This window comes from Ilumatobacter nonamiensis YM16-303 (genome assembly GCF_000350145.1).
GTDB lineage: Bacteria > Actinomycetota > Acidimicrobiia > Acidimicrobiales > Ilumatobacteraceae > Ilumatobacter_A > Ilumatobacter_A nonamiensis.
The window spans coordinates 1-26,469 of sequence record NZ_BAOL01000054.1; the positions used below are offsets into that span (position 1 = coordinate 1).

Annotated in this window: 26 protein-coding genes; 12 read left to right on the forward strand and 14 right to left on the reverse strand. The window is 66.2% G+C overall.

Annotated elements, in window-relative coordinates:
- Positions 1–121: 121 nt before the first annotated feature.
- On the reverse strand, positions 122–664 hold the full coding sequence (locus ON45_RS06445) for a hypothetical protein (RefSeq protein ID WP_040492820.1): 543 nt from the start codon (positions 662–664) through the stop codon (positions 122–124).
- A gap of 357 nt (positions 665–1,021) precedes the next feature.
- Positions 1,022–1,255 (reverse strand): hypothetical protein, encoded by a 234-nt coding sequence (locus tag ON45_RS06455; RefSeq protein ID WP_148288555.1) that lies wholly within the window; start codon positions 1,253–1,255, stop codon positions 1,022–1,024.
- A 273-nt stretch (positions 1,256–1,528) separates the two neighbouring features.
- On the opposite strand from ON45_RS06455, the gene ON45_RS06460 reads away from it, so the two are divergent.
- Positions 1,529–1,891, forward strand: a complete 363-nt coding sequence (locus tag ON45_RS06460) for a nuclear transport factor 2 family protein (protein WP_051062612.1) — start codon at positions 1,529–1,531, stop codon at positions 1,889–1,891.
- Positions 1,892–2,249: 358 nt separating this feature from the next.
- Here the strand turns inward: ON45_RS06460 and ON45_RS06470 are convergent, their stop codons facing one another.
- Together ON45_RS06470 and ON45_RS06475 are read right to left on the reverse strand one after the other, a co-directional pair.
- Entirely contained in the window at positions 2,250–3,236 is a 987-nt protein-coding gene (locus tag ON45_RS06470; RefSeq protein WP_040492855.1) for an NAD(P)-dependent alcohol dehydrogenase, read from the reverse strand.
- A gap of 108 nt (positions 3,237–3,344) precedes the next feature.
- A complete protein-coding gene (locus ON45_RS06475) occupies positions 3,345–4,109 on the reverse strand; it encodes a DUF4386 domain-containing protein (protein WP_051062613.1) in 765 nt (254 codons plus the stop codon).
- 125 nt (positions 4,110–4,234) lie between these two features.
- Between ON45_RS06475 and ON45_RS06480 the strand changes: the two genes are divergently transcribed.
- Together ON45_RS06480 and ON45_RS06485 are read left to right on the forward strand one after the other, a co-directional pair.
- A complete protein-coding gene (locus ON45_RS06480; RefSeq protein WP_051062614.1) occupies positions 4,235–5,278 on the forward strand; it encodes an AraC family transcriptional regulator in 1,044 nt (347 codons plus the stop codon).
- Positions 5,279–5,542: 264 nt separating this feature from the next.
- Positions 5,543–6,391, forward strand: a complete 849-nt coding sequence (locus tag ON45_RS06485) for a HalD/BesD family halogenase (protein ID WP_040492824.1) — start codon at positions 5,543–5,545, stop codon at positions 6,389–6,391.
- Positions 6,392–6,496: 105 nt separating this feature from the next.
- Here ON45_RS06485 and ON45_RS06490 read toward each other — a convergent pair whose 3' ends face one another.
- Positions 6,497–7,546 (reverse strand): NAD(P)-dependent alcohol dehydrogenase, encoded by a 1,050-nt coding sequence (locus ON45_RS06490; RefSeq protein WP_085946513.1) that lies wholly within the window; start codon positions 7,544–7,546, stop codon positions 6,497–6,499.
- Positions 7,547–7,678: 132 nt separating this feature from the next.
- Here ON45_RS06490 and ON45_RS06495 point away from each other — a divergent pair, with 132 nt between their 5' ends.
- Positions 7,679–8,305 carry a TetR/AcrR family transcriptional regulator gene (locus tag ON45_RS06495; RefSeq protein ID WP_040492859.1) on the forward strand — a complete coding sequence of 209 codons (627 nt, stop codon included), beginning with the start codon at positions 7,679–7,681 and terminating at the stop codon, positions 8,303–8,305.
- Between the two features lie 162 nt (positions 8,306–8,467).
- On the opposite strand, the gene ON45_RS06500 is transcribed toward ON45_RS06495, so the two are convergent.
- The gene (locus ON45_RS06500; protein WP_148288556.1) at positions 8,468–10,636 is read right to left on the reverse strand and encodes a winged helix-turn-helix domain-containing protein; all 2,169 of its coding nucleotides are present in this window, start codon (positions 10,634–10,636) and stop codon (positions 8,468–8,470) included.
- Positions 10,637–10,756: 120 nt separating this feature from the next.
- On the opposite strand from ON45_RS06500, the gene ON45_RS06505 reads away from it, so the two are divergent.
- Both ON45_RS06505 and ON45_RS06510 read left to right on the forward strand, forming a co-directional pair.
- Positions 10,757–11,035, forward strand: a complete 279-nt coding sequence (locus tag ON45_RS06505) for a DUF8691 family protein (protein WP_148288557.1) — start codon at positions 10,757–10,759, stop codon at positions 11,033–11,035.
- Positions 11,032–11,748 carry a DUF4386 family protein gene (locus ON45_RS06510; RefSeq protein WP_083914508.1) on the forward strand — a complete coding sequence of 239 codons (717 nt, stop codon included), beginning with the start codon at positions 11,032–11,034 and terminating at the stop codon, positions 11,746–11,748. The genes ON45_RS06505 and ON45_RS06510 overlap by 4 nt, the downstream gene beginning before the upstream one ends.
- Positions 11,749–11,769: 21 nt before the next feature.
- Here ON45_RS06510 and ON45_RS06515 read toward each other — a convergent pair whose 3' ends face one another.
- From ON45_RS06515 to ON45_RS06525, 3 genes are all read right to left on the reverse strand, one after another.
- On the reverse strand, positions 11,770–12,714 hold the full coding sequence (locus tag ON45_RS06515; protein ID WP_040492827.1) for a permease: 945 nt from the start codon (positions 12,712–12,714) through the stop codon (positions 11,770–11,772).
- On the reverse strand, positions 12,711–13,028 hold the full coding sequence (locus ON45_RS06520; RefSeq protein WP_040492828.1) for an ArsR/SmtB family transcription factor: 318 nt from the start codon (positions 13,026–13,028) through the stop codon (positions 12,711–12,713). The genes ON45_RS06515 and ON45_RS06520 overlap by 4 nt, the downstream gene beginning before the upstream one ends.
- Positions 13,029–13,177: 149 nt before the next feature.
- On the reverse strand, positions 13,178–14,029 hold the full coding sequence (locus ON45_RS06525) for a phosphotransferase enzyme family protein (RefSeq protein ID WP_158412245.1): 852 nt from the start codon (positions 14,027–14,029) through the stop codon (positions 13,178–13,180).
- Between the two features lie 183 nt (positions 14,030–14,212).
- Between ON45_RS06525 and ON45_RS06530 the strand changes: the two genes are divergently transcribed.
- From ON45_RS06530 to ON45_RS06545, 4 genes are all read left to right on the forward strand, one after another.
- Positions 14,213–15,019 carry an LLM class flavin-dependent oxidoreductase gene (locus ON45_RS06530; protein ID WP_040492830.1) on the forward strand — a complete coding sequence of 269 codons (807 nt, stop codon included), beginning with the start codon at positions 14,213–14,215 and terminating at the stop codon, positions 15,017–15,019.
- Positions 15,020–15,034: 15 nt separating this feature from the next.
- Positions 15,035–16,657, forward strand: coding sequence for an AMP-binding protein (locus ON45_RS06535; protein WP_040492831.1), 1,623 nt, complete (start codon positions 15,035–15,037; stop codon positions 16,655–16,657).
- 97 nt (positions 16,658–16,754) lie between these two features.
- Positions 16,755–17,489, forward strand: a complete 735-nt coding sequence (locus ON45_RS06540; RefSeq protein ID WP_040492832.1) for an HAD family hydrolase — start codon at positions 16,755–16,757, stop codon at positions 17,487–17,489.
- A gap of 71 nt (positions 17,490–17,560) precedes the next feature.
- Entirely contained in the window at positions 17,561–19,900 is a 2,340-nt protein-coding gene (locus ON45_RS06545) for a glycoside hydrolase family 65 protein (RefSeq protein WP_241432160.1), read from the forward strand.
- 18 nt (positions 19,901–19,918) lie between these two features.
- On the opposite strand, the gene ON45_RS06550 is transcribed toward ON45_RS06545, so the two are convergent.
- The 5 genes from ON45_RS06550 to ON45_RS06570 are packed head-to-tail and all read right to left on the reverse strand — an operon-like array spanning position 19,919 to position 24,124.
- Complete coding sequence (locus ON45_RS06550; protein ID WP_158412247.1) at positions 19,919–20,488, reverse strand: DUF4333 domain-containing protein; 570 nt, start codon at positions 20,486–20,488, stop codon at positions 19,919–19,921.
- 46 nt (positions 20,489–20,534) lie between these two features.
- The gene (gene arsJ / locus ON45_RS06555; protein WP_040492834.1) at positions 20,535–21,767 is read right to left on the reverse strand and encodes an organoarsenical effux MFS transporter ArsJ; all 1,233 of its coding nucleotides are present in this window, start codon (positions 21,765–21,767) and stop codon (positions 20,535–20,537) included.
- A 16-nt stretch (positions 21,768–21,783) separates the two neighbouring features.
- Positions 21,784–22,803 (reverse strand): ArsJ-associated glyceraldehyde-3-phosphate dehydrogenase, encoded by a 1,020-nt coding sequence (locus ON45_RS06560; protein WP_040492835.1) that lies wholly within the window; start codon positions 22,801–22,803, stop codon positions 21,784–21,786.
- The gene (locus tag ON45_RS06565) at positions 22,800–23,420 is read right to left on the reverse strand and encodes an arsenate reductase ArsC (protein WP_040492836.1); all 621 of its coding nucleotides are present in this window, start codon (positions 23,418–23,420) and stop codon (positions 22,800–22,802) included. The genes ON45_RS06560 and ON45_RS06565 overlap by 4 nt, the downstream gene beginning before the upstream one ends.
- 56 nt (positions 23,421–23,476) lie before the next feature.
- Positions 23,477–24,124 carry an arsenate reductase/protein-tyrosine-phosphatase family protein gene (locus ON45_RS06570; RefSeq protein WP_040492862.1) on the reverse strand — a complete coding sequence of 216 codons (648 nt, stop codon included), beginning with the start codon at positions 24,122–24,124 and terminating at the stop codon, positions 23,477–23,479.
- A 107-nt stretch (positions 24,125–24,231) separates the two neighbouring features.
- Here ON45_RS06570 and ON45_RS06575 point away from each other — a divergent pair, with 107 nt between their 5' ends.
- Complete coding sequence (locus ON45_RS06575; RefSeq protein ID WP_040492837.1) at positions 24,232–25,470, forward strand: acyl-CoA dehydrogenase family protein; 1,239 nt, start codon at positions 24,232–24,234, stop codon at positions 25,468–25,470.
- Positions 25,471–25,537: 67 nt separating this feature from the next.
- Positions 25,538–26,431: an SDR family oxidoreductase gene (locus ON45_RS06580; protein WP_040492838.1), complete on the forward strand. Its 894-nt coding sequence runs from the start codon at positions 25,538–25,540 to the stop codon at positions 26,429–26,431.
- Positions 26,432–26,469 lie beyond the last annotated feature (38 nt).

The window sequence follows — 26,469 nt, forward strand, 5'->3', positions numbered from 1 at the left end:
TCGGAGCCGGCTTCGGACCGCTCGTAGCGGCACGGATGATCGGCCGAACCCGCTCATAGTTGCGCTGCCTGCGACGCAACCCGACTGCAGGTCTGACCCTGCTCGTCGCATGTGCGAGGGATCAGTTCTCCGGAGCGGTCTGGAGGTCTCGGACGAGGTAGAGCCATGGGAAAGCCCGTACGGCCACGACCCATCCGTCAGCCTCGTATGAGCCGGCTGGTCGGCTCCATACGACGCGACGATGCTCCCATTGGGTGTCGGTGCGCTCCATCCGGTGCTTGAGCATCCCGGCCCCGATCGTTCGCCATCCGAGCCGGCCCGCCAGTTCGAGTTCGTGCATCTCGTCGAGGGCGGTTACCGGGCCGAGCCATCGGTATTCCGGACCCTCGTCGAGTTCTTTGGCTGCACCGAAGCGCTGTTGCGTGGCTTGGCGGCTGAGACGCAAGACTGCGCCGATGGCCGCCCAGCTGTGTCCGCTGCTGCGCGCAGCCGAGACCGACTGGCGCAACAGCTCGCGGCCGCTCTGCTCGGCAATCGCGGCGCGGGCGACGATCGCGAGATGGTCGTCCGGACGGTCAGGATCGAGCGTCGCCTCGTCGGGGCCTCCGTCGAGAACTGCCCGACCGAGGGCGTCCGAGAGCGTGTCCCCGTTGGGCGGGTTCATTCGCGATCCTCGTCCCGGCTTGGGAGCCACAACGCCTCTGGGTTTTGCTCTGCACCGCCTTCGTTCCGTCCATGCCTCCACTGCGCCCCGAACAAATACGCGGCACCGACCATGAGCGCGATGGTCATGCCCTGGAAGAGCCCGTGGACAAAGCCATCGGTGATGAGTCTGCTCAGGACGAAAGTGACCAGGCCAGCCAAGAAAACGCCCGTGCCAGTCGTCTGGAGAGCTCGCTTCGATCTCATGCGTCAATAGTGTCTTGACACCGTCGAAACGTCAACTGATCATTGACGCGCATCCTTGAGTTGCAGAGCGACGCCGCTCAGAACTCAATTCCGTCGCAGCCGGGCAGAACACTCAGGAACGGCGCTTCTTCGGGTGGCCATCCGCACCAGGACGGCGCTGGGCGATCGACCCGAATATGGATCCGAGGGCAATGGAAATGATCATCGCCAGCCCCCAGTTGATCTCGACTTGGTCGTCGAAGACGACGGAGTCGAGGAATGCGTCGACAGCAATCCAGACGACGAAGATCGTCGCAGCGGCGACGACACCTCGTACCACAGCTTGCGTCACAGCACCTCTCGGCATGCACCGAGTTTACGATCCCCGGTCGAATCTCGTCGCCTCGGGTCGGTCGAGCGCAACGGAAACCGCCACCTGGATCATGGTCGGTCTGAGCCTGCGCAGCGCAATCAACGCAGGACTCAACAACGAGTCGCGAAGCTGACCATGACTGGGGCGTGACCCGCCCGGAACAACACCAGCGATGATGCCAGCAACCCGCTCGTAGCGGCACGACTGCGAGCGTTCCAGTGCGCGAGATCGGCGGACACGTCATGCCTGTCGTGCGACAATCGGGATGTGGGCTCGGATCTGACAGAGGAGGCATGTCGGCTCGAGGTCCGTCTGCTCGATCGGAAGGTTCGATCGCAGCCCTCCTTGGTCGCCGAGCTACTCCATGAGGACTTCATCGAGTACGGATCCTCGGGGCGTCGGTGGACCCGCGACGAGATCGTCAACGAACTGAGTACCGAGGGTGGCGCAAGCCGCATCGCAACGTTCGACCTCACTGCCTCTGAGCTTGCCGACAACGTCGCGCTCGTTACCTACCGCAGCTCTCGCGATGGGCGCGAGGCGTGGAGAAGCTCGATCTGGATCCGCGAGGACGGTCGATGTCGGATACTGCTCCACCAAGCGACGCCGGTCGCCCCGATCGACATCTGAACCACCAGAGTGCCCGATATTCCCGCGCCGACTTTGCCCGTTCACCCGCTCGCGTTCGGCACGACGGTGAGCGGCGAGGTGCGGCACATCAGCTCGCACGGATGACCGAGGCCGAACGACAGTTGCTCTGTGGGTGCGGATTGTTTGACGCCATGTGAAGGGTAGCCGCGTCACGAGTTCGAGGGTTGCTCGTCCGGCTTGGAGGGCGACCACTCGGGCGTCGTCGCCGGTGTCGACCAGGAACTCCTCGGCAGAACGCGATGGCGGCGTCGAAGTCGTCGACCTCGACGCCAACTCGAAGTTGCAGCACACCGCCGGGTGTGGTCGTGCCGTGTCGATCGGGTCGGTTCGGGGCGGTTCATCGCGACTCCGTTCGGTCGGTGGTGATGGCGACCTTGCCGCGGGTCAGTCCGCTTTCGAGGTGGGCGATGGCGTCGGCTGTTTGGGCGAGTGGGTAGCTGCAGTCGACGACGGGGGTGACGTGTCCGGTCTCGACGAGGTCGGCGAGGCGTTCGAGGTGGATGGCGTCTTCGCTGGCGACGAACGTGGTGAGCCGTTGGCGGGTGACCAGCGAGGTGAGCTTTGCTCGGATCTGGCGATCGGTGCCGCCGAGCCAGCGGCCGCCGTTCTCACCGCCGACGATGACGAGTGTTCCGGTCGGGGTGAGTGCTCGGCGGAGGTCGCGGAGGCGTCGGTTGCCGCCGGTGTCGATGATGACGTCGTACCGGCCCGGCTCGGCGAGGGGGTCGTCGGCGCGGTAGTCGATGACCCCGCTGGCGCCGAGCCGCCGGACGAGGTCGAGCTTGTCGCTGCTGGCGACTCCGGTGACGATGCCGCCGACGGCGTAGGCGATCTGGACGGCGTAGGTGCCGACCCCGCCGGAGGCGCCGAGGACGAGGACCCGGTCACCGGGGCGAACCCGTCCGTGGTCTTCGACGGCTTGGAGCGCGGTCGATCCCGTGACGGCGAGCACGCCGGCCTCGGTCATCGTGACGTTCGTCGGGATGCCTGCGAGGCGATCCTCATCGGCGCGTGTGTACTGCGCGAAGGTGCCATGTCCGGTGCCGAAGACGACGTCGCCTTCGGTGAAGCGGGTCACACCTGCGCCGACGGTGTCGACGAGGCCCGCGACGTCGAGGCCGGGAACCGGGTTGCGGGGGCGTCGGAGTCCGAACGCAAGCCGGGTGACAGCGGGTCGTCCGGTCACGAGGTGCCACACGCCTCGGTCGACACCAGCTGCGGCGACTCGCACGAGTACGTCGTGGTCTCCGATGTCGGGTCGGGGGATCTCGCGGACTTCGAGGACGTCAGCGGAGCCGTACCGGTCCTGGACAATGGCTGTCATCGACCGCTCGCTCCGTTCCTCGTGCTCGCTGGTCTCGAATGACTGGCCGCGAAGGGTCTGCTTCGTGGAGTGTTTCTGGGTGGTGTGCATGGCGGTGCGCTTTCTGATTCAGGCGGCGACCGTGACGGGTCGGCGTGTGGGGGCATGGGTCGGGACGTCGAGCCCTCGGGTGACGAGACGGATCGCGAAGGCGAGTTCGACGACGAGGCAGATCGCATAGAACGGTTCGATGACCGAGCTGGCGCTCGGCGCGAACAGTGCAGCGAACGACCCGGTCAGGTAGATGACACCGGTGGCTGCCAGGCCGTACGCGAGCAGTCGCGGGACCAGACGGCCGGCGGCGAGGAGCCATGCGACAACGAGGCAGCTGAGCCCGAATGCGATGAGGCCGGTGTCGTAGCCGAGGGCGTGGCGCTCGACCGCGTCGAGCGCGTCCTGGGCCGGACCGGCGAGAACGGTGCCGTTGGCATCGACGGCGTCGCTTGCGAACCCCAGCGCCCTGGTCAGGTTGATCAGGTTGACGGCAATCACGGCTCCCTGGATCAGGCGGAGCACGGTGGCCGTGGCGGCGATACGTCGGCTGACGTGGCGCAATAGCCCGAGCAGACCGATCGCCACGACGACGTCGAGCGCGATCATCACGACGTCGGCGCCGATGCCGACGCCGAACAGGCGCGGCGACGCAGCAATGTTCTCTGCCGTTGCGACCGGATCGTCGTCGACGATCAGCGAGCCACGCACCGCGAACTCAGCGAAGATCCCCGTGGCGATGATCCCCAGGTAGGCGAGGCCGGTCCGCCGGGCGAGCCTCGACGCCCGAGGTGTCGTCGTGGTGGCAGTGGAAGCAGTAGTCGTCGAGGTGACGGCATTCATGGTGTGTCCTTTCGGGAGATCGGCGGTGTCAACGACCGTACGGATGCACCCCGCCACCGGTCTTGGCCTCGTCGGCCAACTCGTTGACCGATCAGGACACTGCGGCGTCGTGGTAGAACCGGACCATGGGTTCGGTGGGCACGCCGGTCGTACGTCGCATGATCGACGTCGCCGACGAGCGACACCCGCGTGAGGGGCTGCTCGCAAGCGTCGGGCTGTCATCTGGTCCGACCGGTGTCGACTGGGCCGGTGACTCGATCGACGAGGAGATCTACTACGGCCTGCTCGAACGCATCGCGGGGGCCGACGATCCGGGGTTCCCGTTCCGCTACGCGCAGGCGCTGCACCCAGACGATCTCGGTGCGCTCGGCCTGGTCATCAAGACCGCCCCCACTCTGCGAGCCGCGCTGGAACGACTGGCCCGGTACGTGCTCGTGCTCAGCGACACGCTCCGCTACGAGCTCATCGACCAGGCCGATGGCTGCATCTTCGCGCTCGTGGGTCGCCCTCACCACCGCCTCGGTGCCGCGATCGCCAACGAATGCGCGCTCGCGGCAGCAACTTCCGTTCTCAGGGTGATCGGCGGGGTCAGGCTCGAACCGACACTCGTGGAGTTCCAACACGCCGCTCCCGGCACCGATCGCCACCACGTCGACTTCTTCGGCTGCCCGATGCGCTTCGAGGCCGCCGTCAACGGCATCCACGTCAGCGAGAGAGATCTCGCTCACCGAGCACTACTCGCCGACGACGGCCTCTCCTCCTACCTCCTGTCGCAACTCGAGGACCTCACCGCCCGCAAGGCGCGCCGTTCGATCGTCGACGACGTCCGCGCCGCGATCGCCGACTCACTCCCCGACGGGCAACCCAGCAAGTCCCAGATCGCTCGGCGACTCGCAGTCAGCGAACGGACGCTCCATCGTCAGCTCGCCGATCACGACGAGACCTTCCAGGAGATCGCCACACGAGCCCGCCGCGACGCCGCCGAATCGCTCCTGACGGCCACGGGCCACTCGCTCGCGGACATCGCCTTTCTGACCGGGTTCTCCGACCAGACCGCGTTCACCCGCGCCTTCAAACGCTGGACCGGCACCACCCCGGCCGCTTTCCGCGACAACCGACCGTTGCGGCCGAGACCGGCCGCTACACCACTCAGAACGTGTGACGAATGAACGCTCTGCACCTGCACCGGATCGGCACGACTGGGATCGGCGGCCTGCTCCTGATTGGCGCGGGATGACGACGCGTCGACCGGCGCCGACCTCGTCGCTCATCGCTGCCGGAAAGGCGATCGGACAGCATCTTCGGCGTCGGGTCGTCCGTGGAGCAGCGGGTCCGAGACCGAGATTGAGTACGCTCAGCAGCGGCTCTTCGGCTGTGGGCAGTACAGCAGCCACAGGTTCGAGTCGGGGCTACTGTGCGATGGGAGCAAACCGATGATGCGTGTCAGCAACCCGTACCTCGACGCCAACACGATCCCGATCGACCGGCCCGACAGCATCGAGTACGCGGCACTCGTGTCGCGGATGCGCTCCGAGCTGGCGGCTGACGGGTGCGCCGTCGTCCAGAGCATTCTCACCCCCGAGGGCGTCACCGCTCTCGTGACCGAGGCCGATGCGGTCGCGCCCCACGCCCATCGCTCCTCCAGCCGCACCAACGCCTACTTCAGCCAAGACGACGAGGCGTTGCCAAAGGGACATCCGGTGCGCCGCTTCTACGACCGGTCGATCGCATTCGTCGCGGCCGACCGCTTGGTCGCCGGCGGACCGCTACGCGGCATCTACGACACGGTGGGGTTCGACGGCTTCATCCGCGACTGCCTCCAAGCCGACCCGTTCCACCGCTACGCCGACCCGCTCGCCGACGTCATCATCAACAGCGCCGGTGCTGGCCCCGGCTTCCCGTGGCACTTCGACACCAACGACTACACCGTGACGCTTGCGATCCAAGTCGCCGAGCAGGGCGGCGAGTTCGAGTACGCGCCGAACGTCCGCACCGCCGACGATGAACATTTCGACGCGGTCACCCACGTTCTCGACGGCACCTCCGACCGGGTGCGCACCCTGATACTCCAGCCGGGCGATCTACAGATCTTCCTGGGTCGACACAGCCTGCACCGTGTGACTCCACTCGGCGGAACCCGCCCACGCTACGTCGGCATCTTCTCCTACGTCGATCAGCCCGACATGGTGGCGACCCCTGAGCGGTGCCGCCAGTTGTACGGCAAGGTCATGCCCATCCACTACGAGCGCGCCGGCCGTCGAGGCGACGTGCTGTTGGACTGAACTTCAACCGTGGGCCCGTTGTTCGCATCGATCACAGACCTGAACGGGGTCTCCTTCGGCCTCTGGACGGCCGTAGCGAAGAACTCCGAGTCGTAGCGTGGCTCATCAGGCACCTTCGAGGCGGACGAGTGTCTTGCCGGCGACGCCGTGCTGGTCGAACGTGGCGATCGCGTCGGCGACTCCGGCAAGGTCGGTGCGGGCCCCGACCAGTGGTGCGATGCTTCCGTCGGCGAGCATCTCGGCGAGCGGTTCGATGAACTCGGTGGACTCCTTGGAGATGAACGCTGTCAACCGCTGACGGCTGAACATCGACAGAAGGATCGCTCGAACGTTGCGACCGGTGCCACCGGTGATGGTGCCGCCGTCTTCACCGCCGACGATCACGAGCGTTCCTGTCGGGGCGAGCGCGCGGCGCAGTCGACGGAGTGGGTTGCGGCCGGCGATGTCGATGATGAGGTCGAACGTGGAACCGATCTCGTCGATTGGTGTCATTCCGTGATCGACGGCGTGGACGGCACCGAGTGTTCGGACGTTGTCGAGATTCTTCGCGCTCGCGACGCCGGTGACCTGCGCACCGAGTGCGGTGGCGATCTGGACGGCGAAGCTGCCGACCCCGCCCGAGGCGCCGATCACCAACACCCGCTGCCCGGGTGTCACGCGACCGACTGCGGTCAGCGCTTGCAGTGCGGTGATCCCCGAGATCGTCGAGACCGCCGCATCCTCGACGGACACGTTGCTCGGTCGCAGGACCAGCTTGTCGACGTCCGCAACGGCGTACTCCGCGAAGGCACCGTCGGCGACGCCCATCACTTCGTCGCCGACCTGGAATCGGCCGCCGTCGGCGCCGACAGCGACGACTCGGCCGGCCACGTCGGAGCCGAGCACCGGTTGTTTCGGACGGAACAGACCGAAGCCGGCGATGCGGATCAGCAGCGGGAGGCCGGTCATGAGGTGGACGACGCCGCGGTCGATCGCCGAGGCTGCGACCTCGACGACCACCTGGCCGCTCTTCGGTGTCGGTACGTCGAGGCGGTCGAGTTCGATCGACTCCGGTCCGCCGTAGCGGTGGCGGACGACTGCGGTCATCGAGGTCGCTCGCTTGTCGGTCGCTGACGCTGTCTCGGGTGTCGTGGTGTGGTTCGTGGTGGTGTCCATCGGTTCTCCTTCGTGACGTTTCGTACTATGTACGATCAGGTGGACAACGATACTCGTACTTTGTACGATGTCAAGAACGAATCGAGGAAGTAGGCAAGCCACGTGGCGACCGCGAAGACGAAGCGTCAACCGATGACGAGACAACGGGTGCTCTCCGCGGCGCTCGAACTCGCGGACGAGATCGGAGCAACCGACTTGACGATCCGGCGGCTCGCCGACGCACTCGAGAGCAAGCCGATGACGATCTATCACCACGTTCCGAGCAAGGACGAGATCCTCGATGGCATCGTCGACCTCGTGTTCGCCGAGATCGACCTCCCCGACTCTGAGCTCGACTGGAAGCCGGCCGTTCGCGCCCGGTGTGTGTCTGCCCGCCACGTGCTGACTCGGCATTCATGGGCGGTGCCACTGATGGAGTCGCGCCGTTCGCCAGGTCCGGCGACGCTGCGTCATCACGATGCAGTCGTCGCGTGCCTCCGTGGGGGCCTGTCTCTCACGATGACGGGGCACGCCTATGCGACGCTCGACGCGTTCGTCTTCGGCTTCGCGATCCAGGAGGCGGCGCTGCCGGAACCGGGTGACGAGATGGCCGAGGTCGCGGCTGAGATCGTGACCGACGAGTTGGCCGAGACCTTCCCAGCGCTCCACGAGTTCGCTGTCGAGCGAGCGATGCAGCCGGGGTACGACTTCGGCGACGAGTTCGAGTACGGCCTCGACCTCATCCTCGATGCGCTCGCGGAACGCTCACGCCGCGACTGAGTCGCTCGGCCATTCGAGCCAAGTGAGGATCGCCCGGTTCGTGGCATCGGAGGGTTTGACGAGTCGCCGTCGCCGCGCTGGTTCCGGACGATGACGCTGTAGCCGGCGTCGCCGAGCGCGGGCACTTGGCGGCACCCGGTCTCGGATCCGTCGGCGTCCGAACTACGTCAGGCCGCGCTCTCGCGCGACTTGGACGGCGGCCTGGCGGCCGTCGACGCCGAGCTTGCGGTAGATCGCCTTGCAGTGCGTCTTGACGGTGTTGAGCGAGACGTACAACTCGCCCGCGATCTCGCGCTGCGACAACCCGGATGGCAAGAATCGCAGAACGGACAGTTCGCGATCGGACAGTTCTTCGACGAGGTCGGCATTGGCGGCCGGCCGCTCGGCGAGCCCGTGACGAGCTTCGACTCGGCCGAGGTAGGTACCTGCCACGCCGGGGTCGACACAGGTTGCGACGATCGAGCGAGCCTCGGACAGATGATCGTCGGCGCTGGGTCCGCCGTGCTCGAGACCGGCATCGGCGGCAGCTGCGAGCGCGTACGCGAGCATGATCTTCTCCGGTGACCTGCGGGCCAGTTCGACGCCACGTGAAGCGGCCTCCAGGGCGGTTGCCCTGTCGTCGCAGGTGCGGGCGAGAACGCTGTGTCCGAGCGCCATGTGCGCTGCGTTGTGGAAGCGGTGCGTGTCGGCGAACGCGAGGGCGTTGGTTGCCAGTTCGTGAGCGCGCGTCGTGCGGCCTTGCTCGATCTCGGCGATCGCCTGGTAGAGCGGGTTGACCGCCAGCGCGAAGTAGTCGGGTCGCGCCTCGGCCAGCTCGCGTGCCGTGTCGAGCAACGGGGCTGCCTCGTCGAACAGCCCGGCGAGGGCGCGGACTCCTCCGAGGACCATCGCGTGGGTGGGATGCACCGCCGGGGGTCCGTTCTCGGCGGCTCGGAGGGCCGAGGTGATGTCGCCGTCGGCGGTGTGCACCATGATCGCCAGCGCCTCGATCAACCCGGTGTCGTCTTCGTCGGTGTCGAGTGGTCGAGCCCGCTCGAGCCAGGTCTTCGCCTCGGCGAAGCGGCCCGTCACGAAACAGATCCAGCCCCACACGGTGGCCGCGCCGCCGTGGTGTTGTGCGGTGTCGCCGAGGCGGTCGAGGAGCCGCGTGACGGTGAAGGTCTGGCCCCGGTTGAGGAGGCGCGTGGCGTTCGCTGCGATGAGGTCTGCGGCCCGCTCCGACTCGCCGGCCTGCAGCAGGTGTTCGATCGCCTCGTCCGCTGACCCGGCGCGGTCGTGCCAGTCGCCGGCGATCCGATGGAGCTCGGCGACGCGCTCCGGTGCAGTGCGCTGGGCTTCGAGTCGGAGCATGTCGCGTAGGAGGTGGTGGAAGCGGAACCAGGTGCCGTTGCGGTCGAGCGAGATCACGAGTTGGTTCGACGCAGCAATCGACTGCAACCACCGTGCACCGTCATCGCCACCGGTGAGTTCATCGATCAGCGGGCCACTCATGCGTTCGAGCACCGAGGCATCGAGGAGCCGATCGCGATCGTCGAGCAGCGTCTCGAGGAACTCGTCGGCGAGATAGTCCGCAACGAGTTGATCATCGCCGTGGAACGAGTCCACGAACGCATCGACATCGGCGCTCTTGCGCAGCGAGAGTGCGGCCAGCACCAAACCTGCCGCCCACCCTTCGGTTCGTTGCAGAAGCCGATCGACCGCGACGTTTCCCAGACCGACGATGTCGGCATCGAGGAGCCAGCGAGCCTCGTCGAGGTCGAAGCGCAGATCGTCGGCGCGTACTTCGGTGAGCTGGTCCCGCACTCGGAGGCGACCGAGGCGGAACGGGGGATCGACCCGCGTCGAAACCACCAGGACGAGGTTCCGCGGCAGCCGCTCGACCAGCTGCTCGACGCTTCGGTGCACGTCCGGGTTCGTCACCAAGTGGTAGTCGTCGACGACGAGCACGATCGACACCTCGATGCCCGCGACCTCGTTCACCACCGTGGTGACGACGGCGTCGAGGCCGTCGCTGGTGGCAGCACGAACGGCATCACCGAGCCCGGGAACGTCATCGTCGAGGGTCGCTGCCACGCCTGACCAGAAACGCGATGGATCATCGTCGCCCTCGTCAATCTGCAGCCACCCGGACGCGCCGCCCCGGCCATCGAGCCAGCCATTGACCAACGTCGACTTGCCCGACCCGGCCGGCGCGCTGACCAACACGACACTTCGACCTGACTGCACCGATGCTTCGAGCGCATCGATCAGACGCGCGCGCGACAAGTACCGACTCGGTGGCCGAGGGGGCGAGATCTTGGTCGACGTGACCGTCACAGAAGAACCGGTCATCGCCCAATCGTAGGAGACCCTCCCCGACACGATGGCGACGAACCGGTCCGACCGGCTCACCCGGGTGAGAAGGGGTGTCGAGCGATGCCGGCTCACCCCGATCCGTCGGAACGTCGAGACATGTCCGAACTCACCCGCTACGAGATCGAGATCCGTGGCCGAGCGACCGCTCGACTACTGCGGCCCGCCCTCGACGACTTCGTCATCGAACCGACCGACGCCGGAACCACCCGACTCGTCGGCGACATCCGCGACGCATCGCAACTCAACGGGCTCCTCGCTCACTTCACCTCGATGAACGCCGAGGTCATCGGTCTCCGCCGCGTCGAGGCGAACCGGTCGGAACGGCCGGACCCCAGCTCCACCACAACCAATCCCAAGAAGGGCACGGAATCATGACCATCACCACACCACCCACCTCCGCTTCCGCCGTGGAGAAGGCAGACAGGACGTTGGCTCGCGTCGGTGGCGCGGCAGCGTTGCTTGCCGCAGGCACGTTCGCCTACGGCATCGCGATGTTCGCAACAACGTTCACCGACTACACCGACCCCGATGCGACACCTTCGGACTCGGTCGACTTTCTCGTCGACCACCAGGGCTCACTGCTCGCCTGGTACATCGGCATCTTCATCGTCTTCGGTGCAGCGCTCGTCCCACTCGGGCTGGCGCTGCGAAAGCGACTCGCCGACGAGACACCGCTGCTGGCCAATGCGTCGATGGTGTTCGCTGCCATCTGGGCCGCGCTGATGTTTGCGACCGGCATGATCTCGAACATCGGGATCGAAGCAGTCGCCGACCTCGCCGACACCGACCCCGATCAAGCCATCAGCGTCTGGTCGTCGATCGACATCGTCACGAACGGATTGGGCGGCGGCAATGAACTCGTCGGCGGCATCTGGATCCTCCTCGTGTCGCTCGCCGGCCATCTGACCAATCGTCTTCCTCGCTGGCTCAATCTCGTCGGCATCGTCACCGCAATCGCCGGGGTCGTGACCGTCGTGCCCGCCTTCGAAGTGGTCGAGATGGTATTCGGGCTGGGGTCGATCGTCTGGTTCATCGGCATCGGCCTCACACTCGTTCGTGATCGCCAGCACCCGAGGGCGATGTCGTGACTACCGAGCGGGTCGGCGGGCTCAACCGCTGATGGTGTGGGCGAGCAGACCGCCGACCATTGCGACTGCGAACACGTACGCGAAGAAGGCGGCGATCACCGAGTGGGCTGCCATTTTCGACAACACGATGAACTCGGGAACGTTCGCGCCGGCACCGGCGATGGTCAGCGCGACGATGGCGCCGACACCGACACCTGCGGTGTGGAGCGAGTTCGCGATCGGCACGAACAACTCGGTGCTGAAGTACAACGGCGTTCCGAGCGCCGACGCGGTCGGAATCGCAAGCCAGGGGCTCCCGGTCGTGAGCCGGGCTGCGGCCTCGGGTGAGACGACTGCCTCGATCGCGATGCCGATGGCAACGCCCAGCAGCAGCAACGGACCGAACGACCGGAGGAGTGCGCGAGACGACGCAAGTGCCGAGCGCGCTTCGGTGCGCCAGCCCTGCCACGCCACGACGTTCTCGGTGCATTGATGATCTTCGACAGGCTCGGATGCCGAGAGACCAAGGTCGGGCACCCCAACCACGACCCGTTCCGGCGTTGGTATGCGATCGGCCACCGGCTTGAGTTGTCGTTCGGTGCCGAACCGCTGGGCGGTGAGCGCGAGTGCGAGCGCAGCGACGAACGTGACCACGAAGTAGATCACCGCGACCGTCGGACCGACAATCAGCCACAGTGCGCCGAACAAGATCGGATCCAGCACCGGAGCAGCGGAGATGAATGCGACATAGCCGGCCGGTGGCACGCCAGCTCGGCGCATCCCCACAAGAAGCGGGATCGCCGAGTACGTGCAGAACGGGGTGATGAAGCCGATCACGATGCCCTTGAGTGCGGCAGCGACGGGACGGCCACCCATCCACCGCCGCAAGCGCTCGGGCCCGAATCGTCGTTGCAGAATCTCGACGAGGAACGACACACCCACGAAGAGCACGACCAACTCGACCAGCAGCATGATCGTCGAGGTCATGACGACCGCACAGTCGTGTTCGCTCCCATCACCGCAGCCGCCGCCATCGGAAGCGTGCTCATGCACTCACGATTGACCCGAACCAGTGTGCGCACGCCGTCCGGTTCCATCAGCACGAACCGCTCTTTCGCGAGCACGCTCAGGTGACGCGAGATCGTGGACTGGCTCTTGTCGAGATGCTCGACGATCTCGCCGACGGTGACCGGCCGATCGGCCGAAGCAACCACGTGAAGCACTCGGAGGCGGGTGCCGTCGGCGAGACAGCGGAACCAGGAGGCGTATTCGTCTGCGTCGGGTTGCGTGAGGTACTTCATGCATCATCGACGATAAACGATGAATGGCACGGTGGCAATCGAGCAACCACAAGAAGTGCGCCGGAACTCGCACGCCGCTCCGAGCTACAACCCGCTCGCGAGCGGTATGACCGCGCTCGATCAGGCGATCGGAATTGCCGATGCCCGGATCAGCGCGGACCTCGCGTCGGTGTCGAGGTGTGCGTTGCCACGAACGCCCGCAGGACGTTCAGCCACTCCGGCGACGATGTTCGTATCCCGATCGGCGCGCGTTCGAGATCGTCGAGCCAACGGCCGAGAGCGTCGATGCGGGAGCCGATGAGCGAGTCGATGACCACACGATCGACCGCGTGCCGGGTGGCGTCGGCGTATCCATCGAGGAACGGCGAACGGAAAGCGCTGTAGCGGCTGCCGTCTGCGTTCACCTCAGCGTCGAACAACACCATGTACAACGAGTTCGCGACGTCGTAGAGCACCGGTCCGTACCCGCAGTCGTCGAAGTCGAAGACCCTCGGGCCGTTCGGGGTCACGATGACGTTCTGATCGCTGAAGTCGCCATGCAGGAGCTGCCACCGGCTCCGATCGCCGCGATCGTCCACGAGCGCTTCCACGGGCGGCAGATGCCACTCACCGAGCCTGCCCAGCTCAGCGTGAAGCTCGCCGAGCGTGCGACCGAGGAGCCACGCATCGGCTGTGACAGCGATGTCGGCCTGCCTGCCCGCAACGAACGGAGTCGCCGTCAGCCACCAGTCCCCGACCGCGCTCACCAACGAGTCATCGATCCGGATCGGAGCAGCCACCACCTCGGTGAGATCAGCGAGCGACTCGGTCATCGCCATCCGCTCGGCGAGCGCTGCGCGGTCCGCCAACCGGGCCTCGGTCAGCTTCACGACCGCCGTGTGGCCGTTGACCGTCCCGGCGAACACGCGGGACTGCTTGCCGGCGTGGAGTTCTCGATCCACGTCGACACCCAGCCGCTGCATCTCCTCGCGACGGGGAAGCAACGGACTCGAGCGGCTCACCATCTCAGTATCGCCGAGCCGATGCAACGGCGAGACGCCCCATCTCGGTCACCCCTGAATGGCCGGCGCCTTGCTGGACTTCCGGCGAGGTCGCACGTCTCCGAACGGGTCGCGGCAACAGGACGCGCTCCTCGCACCGGGTGCCCGATCACACCACCGGCCCGAGTGAGGTACCGTCGGAACATGAAGTACGGCTTCGTGGTCCCGTGGGGCGACGCCGCCGACATCGGCGATCTGGCCGAAGCAGCCGAGGGCGCATCGTGGGACGGGCTGTTCGTCTGGGAACCGGTGTGGGGCGTCGATGCGTGGATCTCCCTCGCGCTCGCGGCGGTCCGCACCTCGAAGATCCGACTCGGCACGATGCTGACGCCGCCCTCTCGACGCCGCCCGTGGGAGCTCGCCGGTCAGGTCGCGACCGTCGACCGTCTGTCGAACGGACGGGTCACGCTCGGCGTCGGGCTCGGGGCGGTCGACTCCGGTTTCGACACGTTCGGCGAGGAGTGCGACAAGCGCAAACGCTCCGAGTTGATGGACGAATGCCTCGACATCGTGTGCGGCCTGTGGAACGGTCAACCGTTCGAGTACTCGGGTACGCACTACTCCGTGCAACCCAGCGAGTTCCCGACGATCGGCGATGTCGTTCAAGCTCCGCGCGTGCCGATCTGGTGTGTGGGAGCGCTGGGACGCCCGAAGTCGATGGGTCGGGCGCTGAAGTGGGACGGCGTGATCCCGCAGGTGCTCGATCCTGACGTGGAGGGCGGCGCCCGCCAGGCCGATCTCCACGAGGTCGCCGACCTGCGCGCGACGATCGGAGCCGGCCCGAATCCGGACGCCGACATCGTGGTCGAAGGGCAATGGACCGAGCACTCGCCCGCCGCATACGCCGACGCCGGAGCGACGTGGTGGATCGAGTCGATGTGGGGTGCGATGAGCGAGCACTCCCCCGTCACCGCTGCCTATGACCGGCTACGCGAGGGTCCGCCGCACTGAGTACGGTCGTTTCCGATGAACGACACCGGATGGAACCTGGCCGATCTCTTCGAAGCGATCGCAGCCGAGATCCCCGACGCACTGGCTCAACAGCAGGGTGAGCGCCAACTGACGTGGAGCGAGTTCGACCGCCGAGCGAACGGCGTGGCCGCGGCGTTGCTCGCGGTCGACGGCGCCGCCGAGCAGGACAAGGTCGCGCAGTATCTCTACAACTCTCCCGAGTATCTCGAGTCGGTTTTCGGCGCGTTCAAGGCCGGAATGGCCGTGGTCAACACGAACTATCGCTACGCGGCCGACGAACTCGTCTACCTGTGGGACAACGCCGACGTCACGACGGTCGTCTTCCACGGCACGTTCGCCGACCAGTGCGAGGCGGTGCGCGATCGGGTTCCGCGCGTCACCACGTGGTTCTGGGTCGACGACGGGTCGGGTGACTGTCCGAGTTGGGCGACGCCGTACGAGGCGATTGCGTCGGCGGGAACGAGCGAGTCGGTCGCCGGTTCGTGGGGCCGGTCGGGAGACCACTTGGTGCTGCTGTACACCGGTGGGACCACCGGGATGCCGAAGGGCGTCATGTGGCGTCAGGACGATCTGTTCGGCGTGCTCGATGCCAACAACCGCAAGCGGCTGCCGCCGGAACAGGACCTCGACGCCGCCACCGCACGCATCACCAAGGCCGGTCCTCGGAACATGCCGAGCGCTCCGTTGATGCACGGAACGGGTTTCTTCAACGCGGTCAGCAACCTGATGATCGGTGGTTCGATCACCACCATGCAGGGCCGCTCGTTCAGCGCAGAGGAGTTCCTCGACGACGTCGAGCACTACGGCATCAACTCCACGTCGATCGTCGGCGATGCGTTCGCGAAACCGATCCTGCGTGCCCTCGACGCAGAACCCGACCGGTGGGACATCAGCTCGCTGCGCGTCATCGTGTCATCAGGCGTGATGTGGTCGAAGGAGAGCAAGGACGGCCTACTCCGACACAACTCGCGATTGATCATGGTCGACTCGCTCGGTTCCTCCGAGGCGATCGGTATGGCGACCAACACCACGACGAAGGAATCGTCCGACTCGGCGAAGTCCGGCACGGCACGCTTCGAGCTGGGGCCGGACACGCGCGTGATCACCGACGAAGGCCGCGACGTGACTCCGGGATCCGACGAGCTGGGACGAGTCGCGATCCGCGGGCGGACGCCGATCGGCTACTACAAGGACGAGACCAAGTCGGCGGAGACCTTCGTGATGATCGACGGCGCCCGCTACTCCATCCCCGGCGACTACGCCACGGTCGACACCGACGGAACCGTCAACCTCAAGGGTCGCGGCAGTCAGTGCATCAACACCGGTGGCGAGAAGGTGTACCCGGAGGAGGTCGAGGAGTGTCTGAAACTGCACCCCGACGTCGCGGATGCTGCGGTGCTCGGACTCCCCGACGAGAAGTGGGGCGAAGCGATCAACGCGCTCGTCGAACTGACTTCAGGGGCAGCGCTGGACGAAACCGCACTCCGCAACCACGTCAAGGCGCATCTGGCGGCCTACAAGGCTCCGAAGCACGTGATGCAGATCGAATCCGTCGGTCGGGCAGCGAACGGCAAGCTCGACTACAAGGCACTCGCCGTCATCGCAGCAGCCGGCTGATCGTCGACCTGCCACGACTCCGCCACGACGACGGAGAGAGCGCGACGCGATCGCGGAATCAGAGGTCGTCGTAGCGCAGTGTCGTAGCATCGGGCCGATGGCGACCCCTCCCCCGACGCCGCTCGACTTCCGCTGGACCGACTATGCCGGCGTGCTGTTCGACCTCGACGGCGTGATCACCCCGACCGCAAAAATCCACGAACACGCCTGGGGTGAACTGTTCTCTGCGTACGACTACACCGAGGCCGACTATCTCGCGTACATCGACGGCAAGCCGCGCTACGACGGCGTGCGCTCGTTCCTCGAGAGCCGAGGCGTCACGCTCCCCGAGGGAGACCCGGGCGACGCCCCCGGGGACGACACCGTGTGCGCACTCGGCAACCGCAAGAACGCGCTCTTCAACGAGATCCTCGATCGAGACGGCATCGCGCCCTATCCCGGGTCACAGTCGACGCTCGACCTGCTCGCTGATGCCGGCGTTCCGTCGGCGATCGTCTCGTCGTCCAAGAACGCGAAGCCGGTGCTCACCGCTGCAGGGCTCGATGGTCGGTTCGACGTCGTGATCGACGGCATCGTCGCGGCCGATCTCGCCCTGAACGGGAAGCCGGCACCCGACAGCTACCTGCTGGGTGCGGAGCGTCTGGGCATCGATCCGCACCGGACCGTGGTCGTCGAGGACGCGGTGTCGGGCGTGGCGGCAGGAGCCAACGGCTCGTTCGCCGTCACGATCGGCGTCGACCGCGGCGCCGGCCACGACACCCTCCGCGAACACGGCGCCACCTTCGTCGTGGACGACCTCGAGGAACTCCTCCCCTCAGGGCGGATCGCGTAGTGGCGTCGAATCACCTTCCTCCGCCGAGCGGTCTGGAGTCGCACCGGTTCCCAGTCGAGCCGTGGCGGCTCGTGGAGACCGAGTACCACAGCGACGACCTCGGACACACCGAGACGCTCTTCGGAGTCGGCAACGGCTACCTCGGCATGCGCGCCAACCCCGAGGAAGGGCGCGACGCCCACTCGCACGGCACGTTCATCAACGGTTTCCACGAGACGTGGGAGATCCAGCACGCCGAGAACGCGTTCGGATTCGCGAAGGTCGGTCAGACGATCGTCAACGTGCCGGACGCGAAATTGATCAAGCTCTACGTGGACGACGAACCGTTGCTCCTCGCCGACGCCGACCTGGAGCACTACGAACGCTCGATCGACTTCCGCACCGGCTATCTCACCCGCGACCTCCTCTGGCGCACGCCGGGCGGCAAGCGCATCCACGTGCGATCGACACGGATGGTGTCGATGGCCGAACGCCACCTCGCCGTGATGACGTTCGAGGTCACGCTCCTCGACGAAGCGGCGCCGGTCGTGATCTCGTCCCAGCTCCTCAACCGACAGGACGGTGAGGACGAATACCACGTGGTCGGCGCCGCTCTCGGCGAAGGAAACCCCGAACACGACCCGCGGAAGGCCAGCGAGTTCGAGCAGCGCGTTCTACGACCGACCACGCGCGAGGACTCGACCGACGACGAGGGCTCGGGCGACGTGATCCTCGGCTACACGTGCGTGAACAGCGGAATGACGCTCGCGTGCGGCTACCACCACCACGTCGACACCGCGTCGCACTTCGCCGCGACGACGGAACTGGGAGACGACCTCGCGAAGACCGTGTTCGAGATCGCCGGCGAGCCGAACGTGCCGATCACGATCACGAAGTACGTGGCGTACCACACCTCGACGGGCGTGCCGTGCGAGGAGCTCGCCGATCGCTGTACGCGCACGCTTCGGCGAGCCGTTCGCACCGGGGTCGATGAACTCCGCAACGAACAGGTGGGAACCCTCGATCGATTCTGGGCGAGCGCCGACATCGAGATCACCGGCGACGACACCGCACAGCAGGCGATGCGGTGGAACCTGTTCCAACTCGCCCAGGCGTCGATCAAGACCCAAGAACAGGGAATCGCCGCAAAGGGTGTCACGGCCGGCGGCTACGACGGGCACTACTTCTGGGACACCGAGGTCTACGTGGTCCCGTTCCTCGCCTACACCGACCCGATCGCGGCGCGCAAGCTGTTGCGCTTCCGGTGGCACATGCTCGACGCTGCACGCCGACGGGCCCGCGAGCTGAATCAGGAAGGCGGGCTCTTCCCCTGGCGCACGATCAACGGTGAAGAGGCATCGGCGTACTACGCGGCAGGTACCGCCCAGTACCACATCAATGCAGACGTGGTCTTCGCGCTGGCCCGCTACCTCGACGCGACCGGCGACGTCGAGTTCCTGGCCGACGAGGGCGCCGAGATCCTCACCGAGACCGCTCGACTCTGGAACGACCTCGGCTTCTACGCCACCAACAACAGCGGGTCGTTCCACATCCACCGGGTGACCGGTCCCGACGAATACACGACGGTGGTCAACGACAACCTGTACACGAACGTGATGGCGCGCTTCAACCTGCGCTACGCGGCGCGCACCGTGCGCTTCCTCGCCGAGTGGAACCCCGAGGCGTTCGCGTCGCTCCAACGGCGTACCGGACTCCGCCTCGGCGAGCTCGACGACTGGGACGCGGCGGCCGACGCGATGTTCATCCCCTACGACGAGCGGAGCGAGATCCATCCCCAGGACACGGCGTTCCTCGACCTCGAGCCGTGGGACTGGAAGGGCACCGGGCTCGACAAGTACCCGCTCCTCCTGCACTTCCATCCGCTGGTCATCTACCGCCACCAGGTGCTCAAACAGGCCGATGTGGTGCTGGCGATGTATCTCCGCTCGCCGTACTTCACGGCCGAACAGAAGCGCCGCAACTTCGACTTCTACGACCCGATCACCACGGGCGACTCGTCATTGTCCGCGTGCGTGCAGGGCATCGTGGCCGCGCAGGTCGGCCGGGACGAACTCGCCCACGACTACTTCGAGCGAGCGCTGTATCTCGACATCTGCGACGTGCACGGGAACACGAGCGACGGCGTCCACATCGCGAACTGCGGCGGGGTGTGGGCGGCGATCGTGCACGGGTTCGCCGGCATGATCGAGGACGGTCTCGCCTTGTCGTTCGCCCCGCGGTTGCCGACGCAGTGGAGCGGAGTCCGGTTCCGGGTCCACCGCCACGGCTCCACGATGCAGGTCGAACTCACTCCCGATGGCGCTCAGTTGTCCCACGTCGAGGGGATCGGGGTGCCGGTGAAGGACGGTGAGGTCGAGATCGTCGTCGAAGCGGGCGTGACGCATCACGTCGCGCGTGCGCCGAGCGAATGAGGGCTCCGCCCGACGGAGTCACTCGATGAGGTCGCCGACTTCGTAGAAGCGATCCTCGAATCCCTCGCGCGGCACGAAGTCGCCGAGCCTGACGATCAACTCGTACCGCTCACCGGTCGTCGCGTCGGTGATCTCGCACCGCAACTCGTCGCCGTCCAGCACCGTCGACTCGGTGGGACAATCGACGTCCGCCGGATCGATCTCGGCTCCGACTTCGGGTCCGAGCACGACTGCTGCCTCTTCCTCGACCAGCGTCATCTCGTCGGCCACCACGACGTTCGACGCAGCGAGATAGATCTCGTCGTCGGTCTCGAGGACGCCTTGGAACGTGACCGTCGAGCCATCAGGCGCCGTGGCCGTGCAGGTGAACTCCTCGCCTTCCTCCTCCTCGGCCGGGTCCTGACATTCGGCGTCCGTCATCTCGAAGCCGAGCACCTCGCTCAATTCACCCTCGATCAGTTCCTCGCCGGCACTCGCCGGCGACGAGCCGCCGATGGAGAACGAGCATCCGGAAACCGCGGCGAGCACACCGACGATTCCGAGAACCCGGCGACGACGGGGAAGACGGCAGATCAACATTTCGAGCACGCGGCCATCAAAGCAGACCATCACCCGAGCGGTGCATTCGTCGCCGTCAGGCCGGGACGGTGTCGACGACGATCGACCGCTCGCTGGCGATCGGTGGCAGCCGCAACGTGAGGAGCCAGGTGATCGCCAGCGCGATCGCGGAACCGACGAGGGCGAGCGTGAGCCCTCCCCAGAGATAGAGCACACCCGAGAGCAGGGTTCCCACGAGTCGGCCGGCCGCGTTGGCGGAGTAGTAGAAGCCGACGTCGAGCGAAACATCATCATCGTCGGCGTACGCCAGGATGAGATAGCTGTGCAGCGATGAGTTGAGGGCGAACACGACACCGAACACGATCAAGCCCCCGACGATGGCGATCGTGGTTGCGAAGTCGGCGCCGACCGCAGCCGCGATCACCGTGGCGATGACCGCGAGCACGAGCGACCACACCCGCGCCGCGTGGATCTCGTCGAGGGGTTGATTCCGCCGGCGCAGGAAACGCGGCGCCGCCGTTTGCACGATGCCGTATCCGATCGTCCACAAGGCGAGGAACGCACCGATCGCCTCGAAGCTCCAGTGGAGTTCGTCATCGAGGAACACCGGCAGCGCGACGACGAACCAGATGTCTCGCGACGCGAACAGGAAGAAGCGCGCGGTGGCCAGCCGGTTGATCGCGGCCGACTTCGAAAGGATCGACCGGAGCGGCGGCTTCTTCTTCGACCGACCGATGTCCTCGTCGAGCATGATCGCCACCGCCGCGAGTGCCGCGGCGACGAGCCCCGCCAGCGCCCACAGCGCTGCGTCGTAGCCGATCCAGGAGAGCAGCCAGGCGCCGATGAAGAAGCCGAGACCCTTCAACGCGTTCTTCGAACCGGTCAGGATGGCGACGAGTCGGAACAGCGCGCCATCGCCGTCACCAGCGACGAACTTGACGGCGCTCTTCGAGCTCATCTTCGTGAGGTCCTTCGCGACGCCGGAGAGTGCCTGCGCGCCCATCACGTACGCCACCGAGACCCACTCCACCCAATCGGTCTGTTGGAGCGTGAGCGCGATCAGCGCGAACACCTGCAGTCCGAGACCGGCGATCAACGTACGGTTCAGGCCCGTCCGCGCTCCGACCCAGCCACCGACCAGGTTGGTGATGACGCCCATGAACTCATACGCCAGGAACAGGAACGCGAGCGCGACCGGCGAGTAGCCGAGTTCGTGGAAGTAGAGCAGGACCAACATCCGCAGCGCGCCGTCGGTGATGGTGAATGCCCAGTACCCGGCGGTGACGAGGACGTAGTTGCGGAGTTTCATGGCGGTGGATCGTTCGTCAGCGGGACGGAAGTGTGCTGGCGATCTTGGCGGCGAGGTCGGCCATGCGGAACGCGTAGCCGTACTCGTTGTCGTACCAGACGAGCACTTTCACCATCCGGTCGTCGATGACCATCGTGGACGGTGCGTCGACGATGCCGGATCGGGTGTCGTTCGTGTAGTCCGCCGACACCAGCGGCCGTTCCTCGTACCCGAGGATGCCCTTCAGCTCGCCTTCGGCAGCTTCGCGCAGCAGCGCGTTGACCTCGTCGACCGTGACATCGCGCGACACGGTGAACACCGCGTCCGTGAGCGATGCATTCAGCAGCGGAACGCGCACCGCGGTTCCGTTCAGCTTGCCGGTCAGTTCGGGGTAGATCATCGTGATCGCCGTGGCCGAGCCGGTCGAGGTCGGGATCAACGAGTTAAGCGCCGACCGCGCTCGGCGCAGATCCTTGTGGGGCGCGTCGACGATCACCTGGGTGTTCGTCACGTCGTGGATCGTGGTGATCGCTCCACGCTCGATCCCGATGCCTTCGTGGAGGACCTTCACAACCGGTGCCAGGCAATTCGTGGTGCACGACGCAGCGGTCACGATGTGGTCGGTGGCCGGGTCGTAGAGGTCGTCATTGCACCCCATCACGACGTTGAGCACCCCGTCGCTCTTGACCGGTGCGGCGACGATCACCTTGCGCACACCGTGCTCGAAGTACGGCTCGAGCGTCTCGGTCGTCCGGAACGCACCGCTGCACTCCAGCACGACATCGACGCCGTGCTCCGCCCACGGCACGAGTTCGGGCCGCCCCTCCGACGACCAGCTCACGTCGCTTCCGTCGATCGTCACCTTGCTGCCGTCGGTCGCGACCGTGCCGCTGTACCGACCGTGGACGGTGTCGAACTCCAGGAGGTGTGCAGCCGTGGCGGCATCTCCGGAGAGCTCGTTGATGTGCACGAGTTCGAGCTCGGGACGTTCGCGCAGCGCCCGTACGACGAGTCGACCGATCCGCCCGAAACCGTTGATTCCCACTCGCACCGTCACGACAGCACCCCGAGCGTCGCCATGAGCGCCTCGACGCGGGTGCGAACGTCATCGCGAACTTCTGCGAGTTCGTCCGGATTCAAGCGGCGCGGACTCGGAATGTCCCAGTCGACGTAGCGCTTGCCTTCGAGGATCGGGCACGCCTCGCCGCAACCCATGGTGACGATCACGTCGGCTCCGCGCATCACCTCGTCGGTCCAGGGCTTCGGGTACTCGTTCGAGATGTCGATCCCGACCTCCGCCATCGTCTCGACGACCCGGCGGTTGCTGTCCGCTGACGGTGACGACCCTCCGGAGAACACGTCGACGCGGTCCCCCGCGAGGTGGCGCATCCAGCCCGCCGCCATCTGGGACCGACCGGCGTTGTGGTCGCACAGGAACAGCACGCCGGGTCGCGCGCCCGCCGAGCTCTCGAGCCTCGCGAGCCCGGTCAGGCGGTCATTCGTCAGTCGTTCGATCAGCACGGGAAGCCACATCGAAATCGTGGCCTCCGACGCGAGCTTCTGTCGAGAGTCCTCGACGCAACGCTCGATGGTCTCGGAGTTGAAGAGTCCTTCGAACTTGAGTTGCAGACGCTCGACGGCGCCGTTCATCAGCTCCATTTCCTCCGAGGTCATGGAAACGCCCCTCGGGCGTCGCTCTACCGCGCTCATGTGGTTGTCCTTTCGCTGGTTCACGTGATGTGAGTGGAGATTCGGGAGTCCAGGTCGGCGAGCACGGCGTCGAACGCTCGCGGATCGTCCGCCTCGACGGGGTCGGGGAGCGACCAGTGCCACCACGACGGGTCGGGGTCGAGTTCTTCGTAGGCCCGATCGCACACCGTCACGACCTGCACGGTGTGCAAGGGACCTGCGATCAGGCTCGGCGCTGCGTGCGACAGGTCGAGTCCGAGTCGCGCTCCGGCGGCGACCGCATCGGGATGGACACGATCGGCGGGGTGGGTACCCGCCGACGACGCCGGTGTCCCGATGCGCTCCTTCCAGAGCGCCGAGGCGAGCTGCGAGCGTGCCGAGTTGTGGGTGCACACGAAGAGCACCGACGAGGGAGCCGAGGCGATCGGCAATCCGAGTGCGTGCAACGGTTGTCGGTCCAGGCGCACGTATCGGCGGCGGCGGTCGCCGGAGGACTCGAATCGGACGATCAGTCCGACCTGCTCGAGCACGTCGAGATGGTGGGCCAGGAGATTGCCCGCCAGCCCCAGTCGGGCGGCGAGCTCACTCGGTGCCCGATCGCTCAGGCTCAACTCATCCACGATCGCCAGTCGGCTCGCGTCGGAGAGTGCCGCGTGCACCCGCGAGCGTTTCGCTCGGTCCGCTTCCATGACGGCCATTATCCACTCAACGAACGTTGAATCACCGCCCAGGACCCGAGTTCGCCCAGAGTTCATCTTCGGCCCTGCCGCGTCGAGCGATCGGTACCGTTGCCGCGATGTACGCATGGAACGACGAACAACTGATGATCCGCGACGCCGTGCGCGAGTTCATCGAGGCCGAGATCGCCCCGAAGCGCGAAGAGTTGGAATTCGGCGACACGCCGCCGTACGACCTGCTGCGCAAGCTGTTCGCCACGTTCGGCATGGACCAGATGGCGCGGGACCGATTCGAGAAGACCATCGCGTTCGAGAAATCGGTGGAGGCGGCCGTCGCCGCGGGCGACTCTCCACCCGAGCGCGAGTCACGCAACGAAGGCAACGACCCCTCGTTGTCGATGATCCCGATCATCGAACTGTGCCGCTACTCCCCCGGAATGGTCACGGCGATGGGCGTGTCCATGGGGCTCTCGTCGGCCGCCATCATGAGCAAGGGCACCATCGCCCAGAAGGAACGGTGGGCGCTCGACCTGCTCACCCTCGACAAGATCGGCGCATGGGCGATCACCGAGCCCAACTCAGGTTCCGATGCGTTCGGGTCGATGAAGGCCACCGCCCGTCGCGACGGCGACGAATACGTCCTCAACGGATCGAAGACATTCATCACCAACGGACCGTATGCCGACACGATCATCTTCATCTGCAAGCTCGACGAGGGCAATCCACCTGAGGAGCGCAAGGTGCTGTCGTTCGTCCTCGACTCGGGGATGCCGGGCCTCGAACAATCCAAGCCGCTCCGCAAGATGGGCATGCACTCCTCACCCACCGGGGAACTCTTCCTCGACGACGTTCGCGTCGGGATCGATCGACTGATCGGCGAGACCGAGGACCTTCCGTCCGGAGGTCGCGACGGCGCCAAGGCCACGTTCACGATCGAACGCTCGGGCGTCGCCGCAATGGCACTCGGCATGATCGGCAAGGCGCTCGAGCTGTGCATCGAGTACGCCAAGGAGCGGGTCCAGTTCGGCCAACCGATCGGCGAGTTCCAGTTGATCCAGGACAAGTTGGCCCGGATGGAGGTCGCCCGGCTCAACGTCGAGAACCTGGTCTTCCGCTACATCGAGACCACTCGGGACGGCGTGAGCCTCACGCTTGCCGAGGCGTCCGCGATGAAGCTCTACTCGGCACGCGCCGCGATGGAGGTCGCCCTCGAAGCCGTGCAGATCTTCGGCGGCAACGGATACATGAGCGAATTCCAGGTGGAGCAGATCGCCCGCGACGCCAAGGTGCTACAGATCTACGCGGGCACCGATGAGCTCCAGATCACGCACATCGCGAAGGATCTGCTGCGTCGCTGACGACCGCCACCCCACGTCACACCGAGGAATGGTGCCGTCCCGACGGCCGCCGATATCTTCGTCCCCCATGACTGATCTCGGATTCGACGGCAAGGTAGCGATCATCACCGGAGCAGGTGGCGGTCTCGGCAAGCAGCACGCGCTGATGATGGCGGCCCGCGGGGCACTCATCGTGGTGAACGACCTCGGCGGCGCCGTCGACGGATCGGGCTCCGACAAGGGCGCCGCCCAGCTCGTGGTCGACGAGATCAAGGAAGCCGGCGGCGAGGCCGTCGCGAACACCGACTCCGTCGCCACGCCCGAGGGTGGCGAGAGCATCGTGCAGTCGGCTGTCGACGCGTTCGGCACGGTCGACATCGTGATCAACAACGCGGGCATCCTGCGCGACAAGTCGTTCCACAACATGGGTCCCGACCTCGTCGACCCCGTGCTCGACGTCCACCTCCGCGGCGCGTTCAACGTCACCGGCCCGGCATGGAAGATCATGCGCGAGAAGAGCTACGGCCGCATCGTGTCGACGTCGTCGGCCGCCGGCATCTTCGGCAACTTCGGCCAGGCCAACTACGGCGCCGCCAAGATGGGCCTCGTCGGCTTCACCAACGTGCTCGCCGTCGAAGGCGCCAAGTACAACGTCCGCGCCAACGCGATCGCACCGCTCGCCTACACCCGCATGACCGAGGACCTGCTCGGCCCGCTCGGCGACAAGCTCCAGCCCGAACTCGTGTCGCCGCTGGTGACCTACCTGGCTCACGAGTCCTGCGAGTCGACCGGCCGTGTCTACTCCGTCGGTGGCGGCCGCGTGGCCGAGGTGTTCATCGCCGAGTGCCAGGGCTACACGTCCGACGACCTGACGCCCGAGAGCCTGCGCGACAACTGGGACACCGTCACCGACCAGGAGGGCTACGAAGTTCCCTCGGCCATCGCCGAGGAGACGGCGATGTTCCTCAAGGCCCTGTCCTGACCTGACCTGACCTGAGCGCCGGGATCCCGGCTGCCTCG